30 protein-coding genes and 4 tRNA genes are annotated in these 20,220 nt (G+C 73.8%); 29 read left to right on the forward strand and 5 right to left on the reverse strand.

Annotated features, from left to right (window positions below):
* Positions 1-21 precede the first annotated feature (21 nt).
* The 22 genes from GKE82_RS29785 (at position 22) to GKE82_RS05990 (ending at position 10,223) form a co-directional block, all read left to right on the forward strand.
* Positions 22-156 carry a hypothetical protein gene (locus tag GKE82_RS29785; RefSeq protein WP_255450666.1) on the forward strand — a complete coding sequence of 45 codons (135 nt, stop codon included), beginning with the start codon at positions 22-24 and terminating at the stop codon, positions 154-156.
* Positions 156-1,532, forward strand: a complete 1,377-nt coding sequence (locus GKE82_RS05895) for a hypothetical protein (protein WP_154732672.1) — start codon at positions 156-158, stop codon at positions 1,530-1,532. Before GKE82_RS29785 ends, GKE82_RS05895 begins: the two co-directional genes overlap by 1 nt.
* 9 nt (positions 1,533-1,541) lie before the next feature.
* Positions 1,542-1,874 carry a hypothetical protein gene (locus tag GKE82_RS05900; protein ID WP_154732673.1) on the forward strand — a complete coding sequence of 111 codons (333 nt, stop codon included), beginning with the start codon at positions 1,542-1,544 and terminating at the stop codon, positions 1,872-1,874.
* A 3-nt stretch (positions 1,875-1,877) separates the two neighbouring features.
* Positions 1,878-2,003 carry a hypothetical protein gene (locus GKE82_RS29790; RefSeq protein WP_255450667.1) on the forward strand — a complete coding sequence of 42 codons (126 nt, stop codon included), beginning with the start codon at positions 1,878-1,880 and terminating at the stop codon, positions 2,001-2,003.
* Positions 2,003-2,296, forward strand: coding sequence for a hypothetical protein (locus GKE82_RS05905; RefSeq protein ID WP_154732674.1), 294 nt, complete (start codon positions 2,003-2,005; stop codon positions 2,294-2,296). Before GKE82_RS29790 ends, GKE82_RS05905 begins: the two co-directional genes overlap by 1 nt.
* An 8-nt stretch (positions 2,297-2,304) precedes the next feature.
* Positions 2,305-2,994 (forward strand): hypothetical protein, encoded by a 690-nt coding sequence (locus GKE82_RS05910; RefSeq protein ID WP_154732675.1) that lies wholly within the window; start codon positions 2,305-2,307, stop codon positions 2,992-2,994.
* 15 nt (positions 2,995-3,009) lie between these two features.
* Complete coding sequence (locus GKE82_RS05915) at positions 3,010-3,159, forward strand: hypothetical protein (RefSeq protein WP_154732676.1); 150 nt, start codon at positions 3,010-3,012, stop codon at positions 3,157-3,159.
* Positions 3,159-3,461 (forward strand): hypothetical protein, encoded by a 303-nt coding sequence (locus GKE82_RS05920; RefSeq protein WP_154732677.1) that lies wholly within the window; start codon positions 3,159-3,161, stop codon positions 3,459-3,461. Before GKE82_RS05915 ends, GKE82_RS05920 begins: the two co-directional genes overlap by 1 nt.
* A 3-nt stretch (positions 3,462-3,464) precedes the next feature.
* Positions 3,465-4,181 carry a hypothetical protein gene (locus tag GKE82_RS05925; protein WP_154732678.1) on the forward strand — a complete coding sequence of 239 codons (717 nt, stop codon included), beginning with the start codon at positions 3,465-3,467 and terminating at the stop codon, positions 4,179-4,181.
* Positions 4,182-4,212: 31 nt separating this feature from the next.
* Positions 4,213-4,593, forward strand: coding sequence for a hypothetical protein (locus GKE82_RS05930; protein ID WP_154732679.1), 381 nt, complete (start codon positions 4,213-4,215; stop codon positions 4,591-4,593).
* Positions 4,594-4,603: 10 nt separating this feature from the next.
* Positions 4,604-4,846, forward strand: coding sequence for a hypothetical protein (locus tag GKE82_RS05935; RefSeq protein ID WP_154732680.1), 243 nt, complete (start codon positions 4,604-4,606; stop codon positions 4,844-4,846).
* Positions 4,843-5,538, forward strand: a complete 696-nt coding sequence (locus tag GKE82_RS05940) for a lytic transglycosylase domain-containing protein (RefSeq protein ID WP_154732681.1) — start codon at positions 4,843-4,845, stop codon at positions 5,536-5,538. The genes GKE82_RS05935 and GKE82_RS05940 overlap by 4 nt, the downstream gene beginning before the upstream one ends.
* Positions 5,535-6,269 (forward strand): hypothetical protein, encoded by a 735-nt coding sequence (locus GKE82_RS05945; RefSeq protein WP_154732682.1) that lies wholly within the window; start codon positions 5,535-5,537, stop codon positions 6,267-6,269. The genes GKE82_RS05940 and GKE82_RS05945 overlap by 4 nt, the downstream gene beginning before the upstream one ends.
* A gap of 5 nt (positions 6,270-6,274) precedes the next feature.
* On the forward strand, positions 6,275-6,757 hold the full coding sequence (locus GKE82_RS05950) for a hypothetical protein (RefSeq protein WP_154732683.1): 483 nt from the start codon (positions 6,275-6,277) through the stop codon (positions 6,755-6,757).
* On the forward strand, positions 6,757-7,221 hold the full coding sequence (locus tag GKE82_RS30350) for a hypothetical protein (protein ID WP_154732684.1): 465 nt from the start codon (positions 6,757-6,759) through the stop codon (positions 7,219-7,221). Before GKE82_RS05950 ends, GKE82_RS30350 begins: the two co-directional genes overlap by 1 nt.
* Entirely contained in the window at positions 7,221-7,712 is a 492-nt protein-coding gene (locus GKE82_RS05960) for a hypothetical protein (protein WP_154732685.1), read from the forward strand. Before GKE82_RS30350 ends, GKE82_RS05960 begins: the two co-directional genes overlap by 1 nt.
* A complete protein-coding gene (locus GKE82_RS05965; RefSeq protein ID WP_154732686.1) occupies positions 7,709-8,020 on the forward strand; it encodes a hypothetical protein in 312 nt (103 codons plus the stop codon). The genes GKE82_RS05960 and GKE82_RS05965 overlap by 4 nt, the downstream gene beginning before the upstream one ends.
* Complete coding sequence (locus tag GKE82_RS05970; RefSeq protein WP_154732687.1) at positions 8,017-8,310, forward strand: hypothetical protein; 294 nt, start codon at positions 8,017-8,019, stop codon at positions 8,308-8,310. The genes GKE82_RS05965 and GKE82_RS05970 overlap by 4 nt, the downstream gene beginning before the upstream one ends.
* Positions 8,310-8,966, forward strand: coding sequence for a hypothetical protein (locus GKE82_RS05975; protein WP_154732688.1), 657 nt, complete (start codon positions 8,310-8,312; stop codon positions 8,964-8,966). The genes GKE82_RS05970 and GKE82_RS05975 overlap by 1 nt, the downstream gene beginning before the upstream one ends.
* A gap of 12 nt (positions 8,967-8,978) precedes the next feature.
* Complete coding sequence (locus tag GKE82_RS05980) at positions 8,979-9,509, forward strand: hypothetical protein (RefSeq protein ID WP_154732689.1); 531 nt, start codon at positions 8,979-8,981, stop codon at positions 9,507-9,509.
* A gap of 8 nt (positions 9,510-9,517) precedes the next feature.
* Positions 9,518-9,748 (forward strand): hypothetical protein, encoded by a 231-nt coding sequence (locus tag GKE82_RS05985; RefSeq protein ID WP_154732690.1) that lies wholly within the window; start codon positions 9,518-9,520, stop codon positions 9,746-9,748.
* 100 nt (positions 9,749-9,848) lie between these two features.
* Positions 9,849-10,223, forward strand: a complete 375-nt coding sequence (locus GKE82_RS05990; protein ID WP_154732691.1) for a hypothetical protein — start codon at positions 9,849-9,851, stop codon at positions 10,221-10,223.
* Positions 10,224-10,673: 450 nt separating this feature from the next.
* Here the strand turns inward: GKE82_RS05990 and GKE82_RS05995 are convergent.
* The 3 genes from GKE82_RS05995 to GKE82_RS06005 form a co-directional block, all read right to left on the reverse strand.
* Positions 10,674-10,746 (reverse strand) — tRNA-Gly (locus tag GKE82_RS05995).
* A 53-nt stretch (positions 10,747-10,799) separates the two neighbouring features.
* Positions 10,800-10,871: transfer RNA gene (locus GKE82_RS06000), tRNA-Trp, on the reverse strand.
* Between the two features lie 76 nt (positions 10,872-10,947).
* Positions 10,948-11,029, reverse strand: a tRNA-Leu gene (locus GKE82_RS06005).
* A 72-nt stretch (positions 11,030-11,101) separates the two neighbouring features.
* Between GKE82_RS06005 and GKE82_RS06010 the strand changes: the two genes are divergently transcribed.
* The 3 genes from GKE82_RS06010 (at position 11,102) to GKE82_RS06020 (ending at position 12,221) form a co-directional block, all read left to right on the forward strand.
* On the forward strand, positions 11,102-11,590 hold the full coding sequence (locus tag GKE82_RS06010) for a hypothetical protein (RefSeq protein WP_107570642.1): 489 nt from the start codon (positions 11,102-11,104) through the stop codon (positions 11,588-11,590).
* A 25-nt stretch (positions 11,591-11,615) separates the two neighbouring features.
* Positions 11,616-11,697 (forward strand) — tRNA-Leu (locus GKE82_RS06015).
* 125 nt (positions 11,698-11,822) lie between these two features.
* Complete coding sequence (locus GKE82_RS06020) at positions 11,823-12,221, forward strand: PPOX class F420-dependent oxidoreductase (RefSeq protein WP_158276931.1); 399 nt, start codon at positions 11,823-11,825, stop codon at positions 12,219-12,221.
* On the opposite strand, the gene GKE82_RS06025 is transcribed toward GKE82_RS06020, so the two are convergent.
* The gene (locus GKE82_RS06025; RefSeq protein WP_154732692.1) at positions 12,218-12,988 is read right to left on the reverse strand and encodes an inositol monophosphatase family protein; all 771 of its coding nucleotides are present in this window, start codon (positions 12,986-12,988) and stop codon (positions 12,218-12,220) included. The two genes, GKE82_RS06020 and GKE82_RS06025, sit on opposite strands and share 4 nt — an antisense overlap.
* A complete protein-coding gene (locus GKE82_RS06030; protein ID WP_154732693.1) occupies positions 12,985-14,418 on the reverse strand; it encodes an amidase in 1,434 nt (477 codons plus the stop codon). The genes GKE82_RS06025 and GKE82_RS06030 overlap by 4 nt, the downstream gene beginning before the upstream one ends.
* A 112-nt stretch (positions 14,419-14,530) precedes the next feature.
* Here GKE82_RS06030 and GKE82_RS06035 point away from each other — a divergent pair, with 112 nt between their 5' ends.
* The 4 genes from GKE82_RS06035 (at position 14,531) to GKE82_RS06050 (ending at position 19,631) form a co-directional block, all read left to right on the forward strand.
* Positions 14,531-15,736, forward strand: a complete 1,206-nt coding sequence (locus tag GKE82_RS06035; protein ID WP_154732694.1) for a M28 family peptidase — start codon at positions 14,531-14,533, stop codon at positions 15,734-15,736.
* An 84-nt stretch (positions 15,737-15,820) separates the two neighbouring features.
* On the forward strand, positions 15,821-16,828 hold the full coding sequence (locus GKE82_RS06040) for a hypothetical protein (protein ID WP_154732695.1): 1,008 nt from the start codon (positions 15,821-15,823) through the stop codon (positions 16,826-16,828).
* Positions 16,829-16,882: 54 nt separating this feature from the next.
* Positions 16,883-17,617 (forward strand): DUF4389 domain-containing protein, encoded by a 735-nt coding sequence (locus GKE82_RS06045; RefSeq protein ID WP_154732696.1) that lies wholly within the window; start codon positions 16,883-16,885, stop codon positions 17,615-17,617.
* Positions 17,618-17,630: 13 nt separating this feature from the next.
* Positions 17,631-19,631 (forward strand): acetoacetate--CoA ligase, encoded by a 2,001-nt coding sequence (locus tag GKE82_RS06050; protein ID WP_154732697.1) that lies wholly within the window; start codon positions 17,631-17,633, stop codon positions 19,629-19,631.
* The last annotated feature ends 589 nt before the right edge of the window (positions 19,632-20,220 follow it).

Below are 20,220 nucleotides of genomic sequence, written 5' to 3' on the forward strand. Positions count from 1 at the left end.
CCCCTCGAAAGGACCCCCCTCATGCGCCTCGGCGGCGTCACCCTCCACGAGTTCCTGAAGGTCGGCCTGATGGCCAGCGTGTTCATCCTGGTCGCGAAGTACGTCGGCACGAAGACCAAGATCCCGGCCCTCCAGGCCACGACCGCGGCGCTGTGATGGGCGCGGTCCTCGACCTCCCCGCCGAGCAGCGGGAGGCGCTCGCCCACGCGGAGCGCTACGGCCGGCGCGTGAGCGCCCACGTCCTCCCCCACGGGCAGGACGGCAACCTCGACGCGGACGCCCTGGCGCAGCTCACCGGCGTCTCGTTCGCCGACCTCTGCCGCGACCCGCGGCAGCTCCTCGGCCAGTGGGACCGCGCCGGCTACGACATCGCCGACGCCCGGATTCAGGCGGCCGCCGCCAAGGGCCGCGGCCCGCTCGCCGGCGGCGCCCAGGGCGCGGGCTCCGCGGCCTACTTCCACAACGTGCCGCAGCAGGGCTCCTACGTGATGAACCCCGTGGAGTTCGCCAAGAACACGGAGCGCAACGACGTCCCGCAGGAGACGAAGGCCTTCACCGCCCTCGGCGGCTCGCGGATCGACCAGCGGATCGCGAACGTCGGTGTCCTGACCCACCTGCGCCTCACGCTCGTCGGCACGCTGACCGTGACGTCGGCGCTGACGCCCACGACCGGGTGGCCGTGGAACCTGCTCTCGAAGGTGACGCTGAACGCGAACGGTCAGACCTCGCTCATCCAGTGCGAGGGCAACGACCTCCGCGCCCGCCGTCAGCGGATCTTCCGCAACCCGATCGACCCCGTGGTGTCGGCGCCCTCCACCGACACGTACGGCAACAGCACCGGCGCCGCCATCTCCAACGGCACGTACTCGATCGTCCTCGCCTACGAGGTCCCGATCGTCCACAACGACAACACGCTCACCGGTGCGATCTTCGCCCAGAGCGACCAGAGCTACCTGCAGTGGACCGCGGTCCCGGCGCAGGCCAGCGAGCTGTTCTCCGCCGGCACGGCGACGTTCACCGGCACGATCTACCCGACCCTGACCTTCTTCGACATCCCCTACGTCGACACGCAGCAGGGCCGGATCGTCGTCCTCGGCGACATGCAGTGGCTCCACGGCTTCCTCGGCGTGGACGTGCCGTTCTCCAACAACGGCGACGTGAAGTCCCCGCTGATCCGCACCGCCGGCCAGCTCATCGCGCTCTACTGGTACATCCAGAACGGCGCGGCCGCGACGATCTCCCCGGCCGCGCTCGATGAGATCCGCTGGCAGTACGGCGGCAACCGGATCCCGCGCGTCTTCAACCCGCCGAGCGTCCTGCTCGAGAAGAACGGGCGGGAGTACAACGGCCTCGTCAAGCCCGGTCCCGTCTACGGCGTCCTCGACTTCGAGGGCGACAACCCGGGCCGGGACATCGTCCTGCCCAAGGGCCTGGCGGAGCTGCAGCTCGTCAACAAGATCGCGACCGGCACCACGATCAACGCGAACGCGCGCGTGCACATGGTCGAGGAGACCCTCTACGCGGGGCGCTGATCCATGGGCATGGTGAACATCGGCCCCGTCTCGGGCGTCATGGCGACGACCGACGTGCGGGGCGCCGGCGAAGGTGAGTGGGCAGCACTCACCGGGATGCCGGCCACCGACCCGCTCGTGGGAGCACACTCCCCGAGCGGCCTGCCCTACGACGTCGACGGGGCGAAGAGCCGCGTCGTCACCACGGGCGCGGGCTCCGCGGGCGACCTCGCCGCGCGGCAGCTCGACGACTGGCGCGACGTCATGAACTGGCGGGACAGTCCCATCTTCTGGATCGCGCTCATGAGCGTGCTCGCGTTCGGGCTCGTGTCCCTCTCGTTCGGCGTGAAGGTCGGCAAGTAGGCCGTGGACCAGTTCGCGGGCATCGTCCTCGTGGCCGTCGCGGCCTCGCTTCTCATCGCCATGGCGACGGGTGGGCCGGCCGGTGCCCGCAACTGGCTCCGCGCGAAGTTCCTGGGGCGGGTCGCGTGATGCGCAGCGCCGTCCTGCTCGTCCTCATCGGCGTCTTCGTCATCGCTCGGACCGTCATCAAGGACGACGCCGGCGAGAACCTCGTGGACCGCATCCTCGGCGCGAACACCAAGGTCGAGAAGGTCAACCTGAACGGCGTCCTGACCACCAACCAGCAGGTCGCCGACGCCCTGGCGCAGCTCATCGAAGCGAACAAGGACGCGGGTGGCACGACCGCCGCCGGCGCCCAGGCAGCCCAAGGCGCGCAGGCCGCGGGCGCCGCCGCCTACCAGAGCGCACGGGGACGACGCTGATGGCCGTCGTGCGCGATCCGATCGCCCGAGCACGCGCCGCCCGCACAAGCCGGCAGGCCGCCAAGCTCATCAACGAAATCACGCCCGAGCTGGCGCTGAACGACGACCTGCCGCCCGGCTGGGAGCAGGACGCAGAGGAGGCACTGCGCATCGTCAACGAGCGCTTCCCCGATGCCGAAGAGGTCAGCTACCAGCTCGACACGCCGACCACGACCTCGCGCCGCGCCAAGGCGAACCTGAGCCCGCCGGCCGACCGGGAGCAGCCCCGCAAGAGCGCCGCCGCCCGAGAGGGCTCCGGCGCGCCCGCCAAGGCCAAGGCGCCCGCCCGCCCCTCCCCCGGGCGGGCGCCCGGCCGCGCCCCCGCGCGCCGCGGCCGCGGGGGTGCCGCGCGCCGCGCGTGGCGCGCCACAGGCGTGCCCGCGGCCACCGGCGGGCTGCGCCGGACCGCGCTCAACCTCCTGGGCATGGCGATGGGGCTCGTCTTCCTCTACCTCGTGGTCTCGCGACCCAAGGGCGTGCAGGTCTTCGCCCGCGGGACGGCCGCCGCCGCGCGCGGCTTCATCGCGCCCGTCGACCCGCTCCGGCCCGGCGGGTGGAGCGGTGACCGCGCGAAGCCCAAGCCCACGAAGTCGTCCCCGGCGCGTCCGACCAACGGCCCGACGCGCACCACCGCCCCCTCACCCGTCCGCACCCGCTAGGAGCCCCACCCCCCCATGCGAGCCACGCTCACCCAGTTCATCGCCGGCGCGTTCGCGCTGATCGGCCTCTACCTCGTCGTCTCCAACGCGACCGGCTTCGGGAAGTCCGTCGCCGCGATCGGGGACGCGTCGTCTCAGGTCTTCCGGACCCTGCAGGCGCGCTGATGGTCGGCCAGCGCCACCTGCGCGAGCAGCACCCGATCGGCGCCGTAGCGACGCCGCAGGACCTCACCGGCACCAAGCACGGCGACGTCCTCGACTCCCTCATGGGCGACCCCGGAATCCGTCTCGCGGAGACCACCGGGCGCGCGACGCGCACCTACAAGGGCGGGTTCGACATCGAGGTTCAGCGCTTCTTCATGCCCTCCGGGCCGAACACCGACGAGGACCTCGCCAGCTCCGTCGTCTCGGTGACCCACAGCCCGGTCATCAACAAGCGCCGCGGCCACCTGCCGTTCGGGGACTGAGCCATGGACGTGCGCGCGTTCCTGGCCAGCCGCAACGGCAAGGTGTTCATGGGCGCCGCCGCCGTCATCGTGCTTCTGGCGCTCGTGCGCCGACGGCAGGCCGGCGGCGACACGGCCCCCGCCGCGTCGACCATCAGCGAGACCGCGTTGGGCGGCGACCCCAACCCCGCGTTCGAGGGTCCCGTCACCTTCGCGGACAACGGCGGCTACGCGGCCGCCCTCGGGGACAACGTCGTGGACACGCTCGGCACCTTCAGCAGCGCGCTCGAAGGCATGACCGACGGCTACCTCGCACAACAGGAGCTGCTTGCCGAGCAGATGGCATCGCTGAGCGCCCAGGTCGCCGCCATCAACGCCGCCCCCGGCCAGCTCGCCAGCGTCGGGCAGCCCGCCGCGGGCGTCGCGACGCCCGCGGCCCCGGCCAGCGTCACGACCCCCGCCGTCCTCCCGCCCGCCGGGGGCACCACCGCACAGCAGGCCGCCACCGCCGCCGCCACCGCCGCCGCGACCGCCGCCGCCAACCAGCAGGCCGCCCAGCAGGCCGCCGCCAACGCCGCGGCCGCCAACAACCGCCCCCGCCCGAGCGGCCCCGACTGGAACGGCAGCAACGTGTTCCGGCAGGACTCCGGCTCGCGCAAGGGCCTCTGGTACCGCGTCGTCAAGCACGGCAACGGCCGCAGCTACCGGCACTACGAGAACGGCGACGTCGTCCCGGTCTGACCGACCACCCAACCCCACAAGGAGAACCCCCGTGAGCACCACCACCAAGACCCCCGACTTCAGCACCTGGCCCAAGAAGGGCTCGCGCGCGTCCGCGGACCAGCCTTTCGAGGCCGACGACAACGGCGGCGTCGAGCTGACCGCGCACCCGATCCTGACCTCGGGCAGCGCCGACATCGCGGTCAGCGACCTCGGCAAGCGCCTCGCGGCCCTCGGGTTCGAGAACAGCGCGTCCCGCGGTGAGAACCCCTTCAACATCGTGGACGGCTCCGTGATGGCCGCCGTGCGCGCCTTCCGCAAGGCCTACGGCGTCCGCGAGCCCACCGACGGGTTCGAGGGCGACCAGGAGCAGGCCGACCGCCACATCGGCCCGTGGACCGCGACCGCGATCGTCCGCGCCTCCGACCGCTGACCCCAGCCCGATGTTCTACGGTCAGCAGCCGGCCGCCACGGCGTTCGGCGCGATGGGCATCGACCCGTGCCCCTCGTGCGGCACGACGGTCACGCACGCCCACGCGCCCGCCGGCGGCAAGCTCCCCGAGCACAAGACCCTCGTCTACGTCCGCGACTTCGCGGCCGCGCTGCTGATCGTCCTGGCCGTCCCGTTCCTGCTGCGCGTGCTGTGGCGCCGACCGCAGGACGTCGTCCGCGCGGTCGTGCGATGAGCGACACCGTCCTTCGTTGGGCCGGGCTCTACGAGGAGGCCTCGAAGGCCTACGGCATCCCGGCGAGCGTCCTCGCCGGGCTCGTCCAGATCGAATCCGGCGGCCGCCCCGGCCTGACCAGCAGCGCCAACGCGCAGGGCATCACGCAGTTCATCCCGGGGACCGCCGCCCAGTACAACGTGGACGTCCGTCCCGGCCGCGAGCGCTCCCAGGTCATGGGCGCCGCCCGGTACCTGCGCGACCTCGGATTCAGCCGCGACCCGACCAAGGCGCTCGCGAGCTACAACGCCGGCCCCGGGAACTACCGCGCCGGCCTCGGCTACGCGCGCAAGGTCCTCGGCGCCTCCCAGAGCTACAAGACCCTCGACACCCCCGGCGCCGCCGCAACGGGCATCGCCGGCGTCACGGCCTCCGGTGCGCTCGACCTCGGCACCGCCGCCGGCGGCAACGCGACCGCCGGCGTCGACAACGCGCCCATCTTCCTGACCGACGACCGCAAGGCCGCCATGGGTCGAGCCGCGCTGTGGCTCGGCCTGCTCGTCGCCGGCGCGGCGCTCATCGGCGTCGGCCTGACCCGAGCGACCGGCGCACGGCCCTCGTCCCTCGCCAGCGCGGCAACCCCCGTCGGGCGCGTCGCCAAGGCAGCCACCGCCCGCCGAGCAGCCAAGGCGACGACCGAGACCGCCGCATGAGCCCCGTAGTCGCCATCCCTGGCATGCCCGGCGAGACCATCGACAGCCGGGTACTCCCCGACGTCGAGTGGTTCATGCAGGCCTTCAAGGTCAAGATCACCGACGGCTACGCGGCGACCGGGCACGCGCCCAACGGCGAGCACCCGCTAGGCCTGGCCGTCGACATCGTCCCCGACGCGCGGCGCGGCGGGACCTGGGAAGACGTCGACCGCCTGGCCAAGCTCGCCAAGCTCCACCCCGACGTCTTCCCCTTCGTCGGCTGGAACGGCACCCCCGGCCATGGAGACCCCGCGCACGCAGGCGGGAACGCGCACCTGCACCTGTCGTGGAACAGCCCGCGACGCACCGGCCCGGACGCCGCGCTTCTCGTGCGCAAGCTGCGCGACAGCGTCGGCTACGGCGGCGGGCTGAACCTCCCCGACCTCTCCGACTCGGCGCTCGGCGCCGCCGTCGGCCTGACCGCCGGGCCGCTCGGCGCCGCCGTCGGCGCGGGCGCCGCCGCCGCCGGCGTAGCCGACGACGCGCTCGGGCTCGCCGGCGACGCAGCCGGCGCCGCCGGCGGAGCCGCAGCCTCCGTCGCCCGCAGCATCGTCGGGCGCATCTGGGACGAGATCGCAGGCACCGTCGGCAAGGGCGCCCTGTACGTCGTCCTGCTCGTCTCCGGCCTGGCGCTCGTCGCCATCGGCCTCACCCGCGCCACCGGCGCCACCCCGACCCCCTCCGGAGCCTGACGACCATGCCCGAGAAGAAGAAGACCGAGCCGCGAACGACCGACTTCATGCCCACGGCCCCGGTCCCCGAGTCCGTGCCCGGCGCCCGCGAGCACGCGACGCAGCTCCTGGCCGACGTCCAGAACCTGACCCACGCGCTCATGGCCCAGAACGCGCGCCTGGTCACGCCTCCCGCCTCCGCAAGCGTCGTCCTGACCCAGACGAACCCCAAGGTCCGCGACGACGTCGGAGAGGGCCTCGAAGCGCTCTCGTTCGCGATCTACAACCCGAACGACATCGTCCTGTTCGTCGGCAACGACGGCAGCGACCCCGCCCTCGGCACCCGCGGCGGCGCGCTCAGCGTCCCGCGCCGCTCGATGGCCGTCTTCCCCCTCTTCTGCCGCGACCTCGACATCGCGGCCGCCCCGGCCGACCTCGCCGCCGGCGACGCGCGCGTCTGGATCTTCCGCTACGAGACCGTCCAGGCCGCCTTCCTGGGGGCCGCCTGATGCCCGAGCTGCAGCCCTGGCCGCTCCCCAGCACCGGCGGCGGGGCCCCGACCGGACCCGCCGGCGGGGTCCTCGGCGGGACCTACCCCAACCCCGCGTTCGCCGCCGACATGGCGACTCAGGCGGAGCTCGAAGCGTTCTTCGCCTTCGCCAACGCGATCACGGCCAACGCCAAGGCAGCGAGCTACACCCTCACCGCCGGAGATGCCGCGATCCCCGTCAGCATCGACTTCACCGCCGCCACCGCTCAGACCCTGACCGTCCCGACCAACGCGGCCGTCGCGTTCCCCGTCGGAACCGTCATCGAGGTCGCCCGTCTCGGCGCCGGCACCGTCACCATCGCCGGCGCCGGCGTCACCCTGCGCGCCGCCGGCGGCGTTCTCACCCTCCGCGCCCAGTACTCGACCGCGTCCCTGCGCAAGCTCGCCGCCGACGAGTGGCTCGTGACCGGAGACCTCGGCTGATGCCCAGGGCGGCCCGACGCGGCAGCATCGCCGGATCCCGCCCCCGCGGCCCCGTCATCGCGCGACCGAACAGCACGATCCGCTCGACCAACTGGAGCGCCAACGGCGCCCCCACGATCCACCAATGCCTCTCCGAAGCCGTCCCCGACGACGGCGCGACCTACGCGCAGTGCGGCACGGCCGACACGCTCGAGGTCGGGCTCTCCGCGATCCCCACCCCTTCCAACCGCTCCGCGCACTTGGTGCGGATCCGCGCGGCGCGGTCCGCCGGCACCGCGACCTTCAGCAGCGTGCAGCTACGCGACGGCGCGACCGTCATCGCCACCATCCCCATGACCTACGGCGCCGACAACGCCTACGCGACGACCACCTACGGCCTCACGAGCGCCGAAGCCGGCGACATCACGAACTACGCCGACCTGCGCATCGTCGCCACGGTCAACAACCTCGCGTCGAACATCCGGATCACCCACATGGAGCTGCAGGTATGACGCTCGCGCTCGCCCTCGGCGCGTTCGTCGTCGTCGCGGCCGCCTGGGACGTCGTCGCCGGCGCCGCCGTCGCGGGCATCTTCTCCGTCGTCAACACGGTGCTGACCGCGTGGCTCGCCCGCGAGCAGCGCCGCACCCGCCAGCAGGTCGCAGAGACCCGCGACGTCCTCGAACAGCCCCGCCGGATCGTCTACGACCGCGAGGGCGAACCCGTCGGCTTCCTCGTCGCCAGCGCCCCAGACATGCAGGTCGTCCACCAAGCCCGCGACCGCCGTCGCGACCTCGCCCAGGAGCCCCACACCACATGAGCGCGTCGATCCCACTCCGCGACGTCACCAGCACCCGCGCCTACGTCGAGCTGCAGCAAGGCGGCGCCGTCTCGTGGAATCTCCACGTCTTCAACGCCGCCGTCTACGTCCAGACCGGCACCGGCCCCGCCGGCGGCCGCATCGACTGGCGCGACGAGGTCCTACGCGTTCCCGGCTTCCACACCTTCGACGGATCCGCTCGGCGCATCGACGCCATCCGCGTTAGGGCCGCCGTCGCCCCGACCAGCTCCACGAACACCCCGCGCATCACCCTCGACGCGGAGACCTGATGGCCGACAGCTCACAGCCGACGTTCATCAAGGTCGGCCCCAACGGCGAAATCTCCTACGAGTTCGACGGCCGACTCATCGCCCGCGGCGTCGACCTCCTGGCCGCGACCGCCGGCCCCGAACCCGCCGACCGCCTGATTCGATGGCTGCGCGAGGCTGACGGCGCCGTCGTCGCGCAGGTCGGCGCCGCCGCCAACGGCGCCGACCACTACACCCGCGTCGAAGACGGCTTCCAGTTCGCCGAGAACCGGCTGCAGCTCGCCACGGCCGACGGCTCCCGCTCCCGCGTCACCGTCCAGGGCGGCGCTCCCAGCTTCCCGCGCAAGGCACGCACGGTCATCGCCAGCACCGGCGGCAGCGCCTTCCTGCAGCTCGACAGCAACGCCCCCGACCCCGCCCCCAAGCGGAGCATGGTCGCCTCGGTCACGCTGACCTTCGCGGGCGGCACCTTCGCCGCGGGCGCGAACTTCTCCCACCTGTTCGGCGCCCCGGTACGCGCCATCGCCACGCAGCGGTTCACCGGCGCCCCGATGTGCGTCTGCAACTGCGAGAACGTCAGCCTGAACGAGATCGGGGTCCGGGCCGAGACCAACGGCCTAGGGAGCCCAGCGGCCGGCGTCCAAGTCGTCGTAGAGCTACTGATCATCGAACTCTGAGGAGCCACGCCCATGTCCAAGACCCTCACCCCACGCGGTCGCGCGCTGCGTTGGCTCAAGAACCACCGAGGCCTCACCGAGCAGCCCGCCGGCTCGAACACCGACCGCCGCAAGGACGGCATCCGCGCCGCCCAGCAGCGGATCGGCGCGTGGCTCGTCGGGCTCGCGTGGTGCGGCGTCTGGGCCGCCAACGCCGCGCTGGCCGGCGGCGTCCGGATCGCCGAGCCGTGGCGCTGGGCCAGCGTCGCGAACATCGAGAACGACGCCAAGGCGAAGCGCAACGGCTTCCGCGGCTGGACCACCAACCCCGCCAGCGTCCTGCGCGCCGACCTCGTCGTTATCGGCGGGCGCGGCGTCCACGTCGAGACCGTCCGCGAGGTCCACCCCCCGCGGCCCTGGCGCCCCTACTGGCTCATCGACACCGACGGCGGCAACACCAGCCCCGACCGCAACGGCTCCCAGAGCAACGGCGGCGGCTCCTACCGCCGACGTCGAACCATGAGCGAGGTCCACGGCTTCGCCCTCGTCAACTACCCCGGATAGGAGCCCCCATGCAGCTCGGCCTCTCCCCCAAGCTCGTCCCGACGATCTACCTCGCCGGGATCGGCCTCATCGTCGCCCTGGTGCTCGACCACGACGCCGGCCTCGCCATGCTCGCAACCGCCGCCACCGCCCTCGGAACCGGCTACCTCCGCCCCCCCGGCGACGTCGTCCACACCGGCCGGACCGGAACCCCCAACGACGAGCTGCTCGGCAACATCGAACCGCCCCGCCCTGCCTAGCCGTCTCGGATCCGTCCGACCGTGACACAAGAATGCCCCGCGATGAGTGGTGCAGACACTCAGCACGGGGCCTCAGGCACCGTAGCCAAAGGGTCGGACGATGCTTCGTAGCGTCGGCGCCGCGGTCTTGGCGGTCGTTCTCGGCGGGCTCGCCGGCTATGTCGTCCGGGGCAACGACGTCGTCACCGAGACCACCACGGAGACTGTCGCCCGAACGGTGACAGTCCCGCCGCTGCCCGTTCTCCCGACGGCAAACGCCTCCTTCGTCGTGTGCGATCGGCAGCGCCTTGCGTGCCAGCAGGATGGCCACGCGGTCTCCCCACCCGAGGTCAACGGCGCCGAGTGCAGGGCGCCAACGGAAGGTCAGACGTGGCGGTGGGTCGAGGTCTCAGACTTCATCTCGGCGCTGACGCCGAGCCTCGCGCGACGGCTCTTCGAGTACACCTACATCTGCTACCCGAGGTCTGCAGGGTGAGCACCGCCACCCGACGCAGGCAGCCCGCTGAGCGACTGCCGAAGCCGCCACGCAAGCCACTCCCGAAGCAGCTCGACCGCACCTACCTGTACTGGTTCATCGCGAGCGCTCCGAGCCGACAGAAGCTGGCGAAAGGGCCGGAGCCGAGGAAGGACCTCTTCGAGAATCTGGGGCTCGTGTATGACGCTCTGTGGCGCCACGCGCACGCGACCCAGACGGCGCACATCGCGACGACCCGCGCGCAGCTAGAGGTTGCCGTGGGCTACGAGACGGACAGCGGCCGCCGGCGTACTGGATCGGTCGAGAACTGGCTCAGGCTCCTGGCCGAAGTGGGCCTGATCTCGTATGGGGGAGAGAAGGACGAGTTCGGTCGGTGGCGGCGATTCCGTATCGAACTGCTGCAGCCGTCGAGCGTTACGCTTGCGTCTATCGAACACGATCTCATGAGAAAGCGGGCGACGGGTCTCGAACCCGCGACCTACAGCTTGGAAGGCTGTCGCTCTACCAACTGAGCTACACCCGCGAGCGTCCGTCGAATCTAGCGCGCCGGCGACGCGGGCGTCGCCGGGAGCGGAGCGGGGGAGCCGGGATTCGAACCCGGATTCACGGTTTTGGAGACCGCGCGTGTAGCCATTGACTCACTCCCCCAGGGGCCGCGGAGCATAGCGATTCGGGTGTCGGCCGGACCCGCCGGTCGCCGCCGCACGGGGCCGGGGGCACGAGATGCGGGCGGAGGGACTCGAACCCCCACGGCTTGCGCCACCAGGACCTAAACCTGGCGTGTCTACCAGTTCCACCACGCCCGCCGACCGTGCCCGGAGAGTGTCGCACCGCAAACCGCTGCACGGCGCCGCGACCGGAGGTATGGTCCCGGAGCCATGGCTGAGTCAGCGAAGCGCGACAGCGTCATCATCGAGCATCCCAACCGGGACAAGGCGGCGAGCAAGGCCACGAAGGCCACCGTCATCCTGCTCCTGCTCGCGTCCGCGGGACTCGTCGGGGTCATCACGGTCGGCGGCTGGGACGCGCTGCAGGGCGCGCAGTCCGTCCAGATCGCCTACATCGCGATCTACCTGGTGATGGCCTACTACGTGAGCATCTGGAACCGCGGGATCCTCCCGGTGGCCGCCGCGCTGGCGATCATCATGCTCATCTTCGCCGCGGTCGCCGCTCCCGAGTGGTTCGCGCGCGACAAGGACGGCTACACCGACCCCGCCCTCCCCGCGGAGCTGCTCGGGATGCTGACCGTGATCGTCATCCCCGTGCAGGCGCTGCTGATCGCGTTCGCGATGCGTGGCTTCGCGCAGGGCTGGAACGTCGAGGTCGAGCGCTACCCCGACGGCAGCGTGCACGCCCCCGCGACCTGAGCGGACGGTAGGATCCGGGCGGCCGGCCCGGATGGTGGAATCGGTAGACACGATGGACTCAAAATCCATTGCCCTCGGGTGTGCGGGTTCGAGTCCCGCTCCGGGTACCTGACGGTCGTCGCCCCGGCGAGGACCACGGCAGCACGCGACACGCGGTCCGGTCCGCACCCGTCATCGGACCGCGCGCCCACGCCGTATGGTCGGGGACACCATCCGCGAGAGAGGAGCCGCCGTGCCTGCCATCGAAGGTCGCGTCCGGGAGCTGATCGAGGCGAAGAACTTCGCCCACGTCGGGACCGTCCGGGAGGACGGCACCGTCCTGGTCGTCCCGGTCTGGGTCCACACCGACGGGGAGCACGTGCTGCTCAACAGCGCCGAGGGGCGCGCCTGGCCGGCGAACCTGCGCCGCACGGGCACCATCACCGTGACGGTGACGAACCACGAGAACCCGTACGAGTTCACGTCGATCACCGGGTCGCTGGCGCTCGACACCCACGAGGGCGCCGACGAGCACATCAACGAGCTGTCGAAGAAGTACATCGGCCAGGACGAGTACCCCTTCCGCCAGCCCGGCGAGCAGCGCGTGAAGTTCGCGATCTCCCCGGACCGCGTGAAGCTCCACGGCTCCTAGCCGACGAGCTCGAGCAGCGCGCCCGCGACCTCCGCGGGCGCGGCGAGCACCCCGGCGGGCAGGATGCCGTCCGCGGCGAGCGTGCGCACGGTCAGGCCGGCGCCCTCGCACAGCAGCGTGCCCGCGGCGATGTCCCACGCCTGCACGCCGCGCTCGTAGTAGGCGTCGACGCGGCCCGCGGCGCACCACGCGAGGTCCAGCGCCGCGCTGCCGGCCCGGCGCACGTCGCGCACCCGCGGGACGACCTCCCGGACGACGTCGGCCTGCGCGGCGCGGACCGCGGCGTCGTAGCCGAAGCCGGTCGCCACGAGCGTGCCCGCCAGCCCGAGGGTCGGGGCGCTGCGCGGGGCGAGCGGCACGCCGTCCAGGCACGGGCGCTCGCCGGCGACGACGGTGAAGGTCTCGCCGCGCACCGGGTCGTGCACGACCCCGACGCGGCCCTCGCAGGCGACCGACACGCACCACATCGGGATGCCGTAGAGGAAGTTCACCGTGCCGTCGAGCGGGTCGACGATCCAGCGCAGCCCGCTGGTGCCCGGGGTGTCCTCGCCCTCCTCGCCCATGATCGCGTCGTCGGGGCGGCGGTCGGCGAGCACCGCGCGGATCGCGTCCTCCGCCTCCCGGTCCGCCTCGCTGACCGGGTCGGTGCTCGTGGACTTCGTGTCGACGGTCAGCTCGTCCAGCGCGCCGAAGCGGGCCAGCAGCAGGCCGCCCGCGGTCCGTGCGGCCTGGGCGGCGACGTCGAGCAGCTCGTCGGGCGCGCTCATGCGGCGATCGCCGGTCGGTGCTGCGCCCACGGCCGCTCGCGCTCGAGCTGGCCGGCGAGCGCCAGCAGCCGCTCCTCCCCCGCCTGCGGGCCGAGCAGCTGCACGGCGACCGGGAGGCCGTCCCCATCGAAGCCCGCCGGCACCGAGCAGGCGGGCAGGCCGGTGACGTTGACCGCGGCCGCGTACGCCACCCAGCGTGGCGCCTGCGCGAGCAGCCGCGCGAGCCCGTAGTGCGCCCACGCGCCGACCGCGAACGGACCGCGGGGCATCATCGGCGTCAGGACGACGTCGACGTCGTCGAAGATCGCCGCGACCTTCCGCGTCATCGCCGGCTCCGCCTCGCGCGCCCAGCGCACGAGCCCGGGCGGGAGCGCCTGGCCGATGCGCGCGGCGGCCCGCACGCGCCGCTCGAGGCGGTGGCGCTCGGGCATCGCGTCGGCGACGTCGTCGCCGATGCCGCGCACGATCCGCAGGTTCACCGCCTGCCAGATCCGCAGCGGCCAGTCGATGTCGCGCTCCACGACGGTGTGCCCGAGCGACCGCAGCAGCTCGGCGGTCTCCGCGAGGCCGCGCTGCTGGTCGGGGCCGAGCGAGGGCGGCAGCGATCCGGCGGGGACCGCGGTGCTGAGCGCGATCCGCAGCGGCCCGGGATCGGACGCGGTCGCGGCGAGGAAGCCGCCCTCGGGGGCGGGGAGCGTCGTGGTGGCGTCGAGGAACAGGGCGGCGTCGGCGACCGTGCGGGCGAGTGGGCCGTTGACGCTCATGCCCTGCCAGGCGTCGTCGTGCGGGGCGAGCGGCACGCGGTCGCGCTGGGGCTTGATGCCGAAGAGGCCGCAGAACGCGGACGGGATGCGGATCGAGCCACCGCCGTCGGACCCCAGGCCCAGGCCGGCGAGCCCGGCCGCGACCGCCGCGGCGGTGCCGCCGCTGCTGCCGCCGGGGGTGCGGTCGAGCTGCCACGGGTTGCGCGTCGCCCCGAAGGTCATCGACTCCGTGTAGGGCATCGCGGTCATCTCGGGGACGTGCGTCTTGCCGAGCACGACGCCGCCGGCGGCGCGCAGGCGCCGCACGACCTCGGCGTCCTCGGTCTTCGCCGGCCCGTGGGCGGCGGTCCCCCAGGCGGTCGGCTCGCCCGCGAGGTCGGCGTCGTCCTTGATCGCGAGCGGGACGCCGTTGAGGATGCCGGGGTCCTCGGAGCCCTTGCGGCGCCGGCCGGTGGCCGTGAACGCCTTCGCGCGGCGGGCGTCCGCGGCGTCGGCCTCCGCGAGCGCCTGCTCGGCCAGGACGACCCGGTAGGCGTTGATCCGCGGGTCGATCCGGGCGATGCGCTCGAGCATCAGCTCGGTGAGCTCGCGCGAGCTCACCTCCCCCTGGGCGATGAGCTCCGCCTGCCGGGCGGCGCCGGCGAAGGCGAGGTCGGTGGCGTCCATTCCCGGCACCCTAACGACCGACCGCTGCCGCCCCGGCCGACCGTGGGCGGCGGCGGTGCCGCGCGGACGCGTGCCGCAGCTGCGGCCCGTCGCGGGCTAGGATCGCGCCCGCATGGGCACCCCGGACGATCTCGTCACGCGGCTCGCCGCGATCCCGGGGCGGACCGCGGGCTCGGACGCGGAGCGCCGCGCCGCGCGCCTGCTCGCCCGCGAGCTGCGCGCCACCGGACGCCGGGTGCGGGTGCAGACCGTCTGGGTGCGCCCGTCCTGGGGACCGGTCCTCGCGCTCCTGTGCGCCGCCGGGATCGTCGGGACCGTCGTCAGCGTCGACGAGCCGCGGATCGGGGCGTCGATCTGCCTCGTCGCGCTCGCGCTGCTCGCCGGGGACCTCTCCGGGCGCTTCGCGGTGCTGCGGCGGCTGACCGTCGCCCGCGCCACCCAGAACCTCATCGCCCTGGACGAGCGCGACCGGGCCGTGCGGCTGGTCATCACCGCCGCCGTCGACGCGCCCCGGTCGACCGCGCTCACCGCGGGCCGCGTCGCCCGGCTGGCCGCGCGCCTGCGCCGGCTGCTCGGCCCGCTGGCTCCCGGGGGCTTCGGGCTCGTCGCGGCCGCGCTGCTGCTCGCCGCGCTGCTGGGCGAGCTCCGCGCGCACGACCTCGACGAGAACCTCCTCGGGATCCTGCAGCTGCTGCCCACCGCGGTCCTGATCGGGGCGATCGGCGTCGCGCTCGACCACTGGACCAGCGACAGCGGGCCCGGTGCGGACGCGGACGCCAGCGCGTGCGCGGTCGCGCTCGAGCTCGCCGCCGCCCTGGACCGCCGTCCGCCCGAGCACCTGTCCGTGGACGTCGTGCTCGCGGGCGCCGGGCAGGCGCACGCGCTGGGCCTGTCGCGCTGGATCGACGCGCAGCGGCGCGGCGGGCGCCGCGCGGAGGAGGTCGTCGTGCTCCACGTCGCGGCGTGCGGCTCCGGTCGGCCGGCGTGGTGGACGCGCGACGGGCTCGTCCTGCCGCTCGCCTACCACCCGCAGCTGCTCGAGCTGACGGCGCGGGTCGCGCAGCAGGAGCCGCGGCTCGGGGCCCGGCCGGTCCAGGGCCGCGGGCGCACGGGCGCGCGGGCCGCCCGCGGGGTCGGCTGGCCCGCCATCGCGATCGGCTGCCTGCCCGACGGGGACGTGCTGGCCGCCCCCGGCCGCCCGCAGGACACGCCCGACCGCGTCGACCGCGCCGCGATGGACGCCTGCCGCGAGCTGTGCCTCGGCCTGGTCGACGCGCTCGACGGCGAGCTGGATCGCGGCCTCGCGCAGGACGACTGACCCGGCTCGCGGGTCGGACGACCGTCCAGCCGGCGAGCTGCGACTCCCGCCGCACCGGCCGGCGTGCCGATGCCGGTCGGGCCCGTGCCGCTCCCCGTCCGTCGCTCCGCCCTGCCCGTCGCCGCCCTGCTCGCCGTCGCCCTCGGCGTCACGGTCGCGGGTCCGGGCCCCGGGGCGAGCGTCGCGGTGGCCGCCGACGGGGGCACGAGCGCGAGCGTAACCCGGCTCGGCGGCGCGGCCGCCACCGGTGCGCGGGTGGCCGGCGCCACCGTGGCCGCGGGCGCCGTCGAGGCGGCCGGAGGCACCTCCGCGGAGGCGTCCCGCACGCCCGGGCACCGCACCGGCGGTGCCGCGAACACCTCCGCGGAGGCGTCCCGCCGCCCTCGCACCACCCGCGCCAGCACCTCCGCGGAGACGTCCCGCCGCCTCCGCACCACCCGCGCCAGCACCTCCGCGGAGACGCCCCGCCGCCTCCGCACCACCCGCGCGAACACCTCCGCGGAGACGTCCCGCCGCCTCCGCGCGGCCCGGCGCCGTGCGGCCCGGGCGGACCGCCTGGTGCTCGAGCGGGTCGGGGGTCGTGGGCGCGCGCCGGTCGCCGTCACCCGCGACCCGCTGCCCGCCGCCCGGGCGCCGCTCACCGGTCTGCCCGCGGTCGTGGACGCCCTGACCGACCAGGTCACCGCGGTCCTCGCGCCGATCACCGGCGGCGGCGCGGCGACCACCTCCCCGAGCCCCACGGCGACCCCGACCCCGACGCCGACCCCGGACCCGGCTCCGGTCTCGATCCCGGCGGTCGGCGTGGTCCTGCGCGACACCCCGGTGTACCGCGCCACGCTCTCGCGGCCCACCGTGGCCGCCGGTCGCCTGCGCCTGCAGGTCCAGAACGCGGGCGAGGATCCGCACGACCTCGTCGTGCTGCGCGACGAGGACGGCAGCGGCGCGGCGATCTTCCCGCTGACCGCGCCGAGCACGACGCGGACCTCGACCGTGACGCTGCGCCCGGGCACGTACACGCTCTTCTGCACCCTGACGGCACCGGTCGTCCACAAGGACGCCGGCATGCGCGCGACGCTGGTCGTCTCCGACTGACGCGCCAGCTACGGTGCAGGGGTCCCGCACACCCCGTCCCTGGAGTCCGCCCCCGTGGCCTACCCGATCACCTTCGAGGCCGACGTCGCCGAGCGCCGCAGCCGCCTGACCACCTTCTTCCGCGCGCTGATGGTGATCCCGCATCTGCTCGTGCTGCTCGTCTACGGGCTCGTCGCGGTGTTCACGATCGTCGGCGCCTGGTTCGCGCTCGTGATCACCGGCCGCTACCCCCAGGGCCTGTACACGTTCAACAGCGGCGTCCTGCGCTACATCACGCGCGTCTACGCGTACATGTACCTGCTCACCGACGCCTACCCGCCGTTCGGCACCGACGAGAGCACCGACTACCCGGTCCGGCTCGCGATCGCCCCGCCCCAGCCGCAGTACAGCCGCCTGAAGGCGCTGTTCCGGATCATCGTCGGGATCCCCGTCCTGATCATCAACTACGTGATGAACCTGATCCTCGGGTTCGTCACGATCATCGCCTGGTTCTGGATCGTGATCACCGGCAAGGAGTCCAAGGGCCTCCACGCCGCGCTGTCGTTCACGCTCTCCTACAACGCGAAGGCCAACGGCTACTTCTACCTGCTGACCGAGCGCTACCCGCCGTTCAGCGACGACGACGCCGGCACGCTGACCGCGGCTCCCGCGGGCGGCCCGCTGGACCCGCCCGCCCCCACCGGCCCGTCCACGTCGCTGGGCTCCGACATCGGCCTGCCGGACCTGCCGCCCCCGCCGCCGCGCGAGGACGGCCCCGGCGGGCTGACCAGCGGCGACCCGCTGCGCTGAGCCCCACCGCCCGATGAGCGATCCCGCGGCGGCGCCGCCCGTCCTCTGGTCCCCGTCCCCGGAGCGCGTCGCGCGCGCGGCGCTCACGCCATTCGCGCGCTGGGTGCAGGAGACGCGCGACGTGCCCGTGACGGCCGACTACCACGCCCTCTGGCGCTGGTCGGTCGACGACGTCGGCGGGTTCTGGGCGGCGATCTGGGAGTACTTCGACGTGCAGCACGACGGGAGCGCCGAGCCGCCGCTCGGCCGCGCGACGATGCCGCACGCCGAGTGGTTCCCCAACGCGGCGCTGAGCTTCCCCGAGCACGTCTTCCGCGGCAAGGACCCGGAGGCGCTCGCGCTGCAGCACACCTCCGAGCTGCGCCCGCTGGACGCCTGGAGCTGGGGGGAGTTGCGCGAGCGGACCGCCCGGATCGCCGCCGGCCTGCGCGCGCTCGGCGTCGGCGAGGGCGACCGCGTCGTCGCCTACCTGCCGAACCTGCCGGAGACCGTCGCCGCGTTCCTCGCCGTGTCCTCGCTCGGGGCGATCTGGTCCTCCTGCTCCCCGGACTTCGGCGCGCGGTCGGTGATCGACCGCTTCGCCCAGATCGAGCCGACCGTGCTGCTCGCGGTCGACGGCTACCGCTACGGCGGCCGCGACTTCGATCGCGTCGCGACGCTCGCCGGCCTCCAGGAGGAGCTGCCGACCGTCCGTCACACGGTCGTCCTGCCCTACCTCTCCCCCGCGCCCGACCTCGCGCCGCTGCGCGACGCGACCGCGTGGGACGACGCCTTCCCGGCCGGTCCGGCGGCCGCCGACCTGACGTTCGCGCGCGTGCCGTTCCGCCACCCGCTGTGGGTGCTCTACAGCTCCGGGACGACCGGGCTGCCGAAGCCGATCGTGCACGGGCACGGCGGCATCCTGCTGGAGCTGCTGAAGAAGCAGCACCTGCACCTCGACGCGCAGGCCGACGACCGCGTCCTGTGGTTCACCACGACCGGCTGGATGATGTGGAACTTCCTCGTCGGCGTGCTGCTGACCGAGGCGTCGATCGTGCTCTTCGACGGCAACCCCGGCCACCCGGATCTCGGCGTGCTGTGGGACGTCGCCGAGCGCACCGGCACCACGACCTTCGGCACCGGTGCCGCCTACCTCGCCGGCTGCCTGAAGGCGGGCCTGCACCCGGGCGCGGGGCGCGACCTGTCGGCGATCCGCGCCGTCGGCTCGACCGGCTCCCCGCTGTCCCCCGAGGGCTTCCAGTGGGTCTACGACGAGCTCGGCGCGGACACCTGGCTGTTCTCCACCAGCGGCGGCACCGACGTCTGCACCGCGTTCGTCGGCGGCGTCCCGACGCTGCCCGTCCATCTCGGCGAGCTGCAGGCCCCGTCGCTGGGCTGCAAGGTCGAGAGCTGGGACGAGGACGGCCGGCCGCACGTCGGCCGCGTCGGCGAGCTCGTCCTCACCGAGCCGCTCCCGTCGATGCCCGTCGGCTTCTGGGGCGACGAGGAGGGCTCCCGCTACCGCGACGCGTACTTCACGTACTTCGATGTCGACCCGCCGGTCTGGCGGCACGGGGACTGGATCGAGCTGACCGAGCGCGGCACCACGATCATCTACGGGCGCAGCGACTCGACCATCAACCGCGGCGGGATCCGCATGGGCACCAGCGAGATCTACCGCGCGGTGCTCGCGCTCGACGAGATCGTCGACGCGCTGGTCGTCGACGTGCCCGGCCGCGAGGGCTTCCCCGACGGCTGGATGCCGCTGTTCGTCGTGCTGCGCGAGGGCGCCACGCTCGACGACGACCTGATCGGCCGGATCGCCCGGCGCGTGCGCGAGGACTGCTCCCCGCGGCACGTGCCCAACGAGGTCCACGCGATCACCGAGGTGCCGCGCACGCTCAGCGGCAAGGTCCTCGAGGTCCCGGTCAAGCGGATCCTCATGGGCGAGGCGCCCGACCGGGCCGCGAGCCGCGACTCGCTCGCCAACCCCGCCGCGCTCGACTGGTTCGTGCGGCTCGCCGCGACGCTCTAGGAGCGGTCCCGCCGCCACGGCAGCGGCAGCGGGGTGTCCGGCAGCTCCGGCTCCCCCGGTGGGGGCGGCAGCGGCGTCGCCGGTCGCAGCCCGACGACGAGCAGGAAGAGCGACCCGGCGGCGAGAACGAGCGGCCAGCCGACGAGGCCCCCCGTCGGCCCCGACGACGAGCAGCCACTCGGCCAGCACCACGATCCCGACGACCACCGGTCCGCGGTGCTCGTCGACCGCGCCGTAGGCGACCAGCCCGAAGCCGGCGGCGAGCCTGAGCAGCTCCCAGCCCGTCCCGAGCCCCACCTCGACGCCGCCCGGCGGTCCGCCCGCGAGCCGCAGCAGGAACCCGACGCCCTCCAGCGCGGCGCTCGCCAGGATCGCCCCGACCGCGACCCCGGCCGCGTTGGCGAGCTGGGCGGCGTGCGCCGGACGCCGGTCGCGTCGCGCGAGCGCGACGAGCGCGAGGACGACCGCGCAGACGAGCAGCAGCCGCCGGTAGCCCGCCGGGGACGGGTCGCCGACCGTCTCGGCGGCGGAGAGCACGAGCACGATGCCCGACAGGGCCGCCAGCAGCGTCAGCGCCGCGGTGTACCGC

Source organism: Conexibacter sp. W3-3-2, assembly GCF_009707605.1.
Classification (GTDB): Bacteria; Actinomycetota; Thermoleophilia; order Solirubrobacterales; family Solirubrobacteraceae; genus Paraconexibacter; species Paraconexibacter algicola.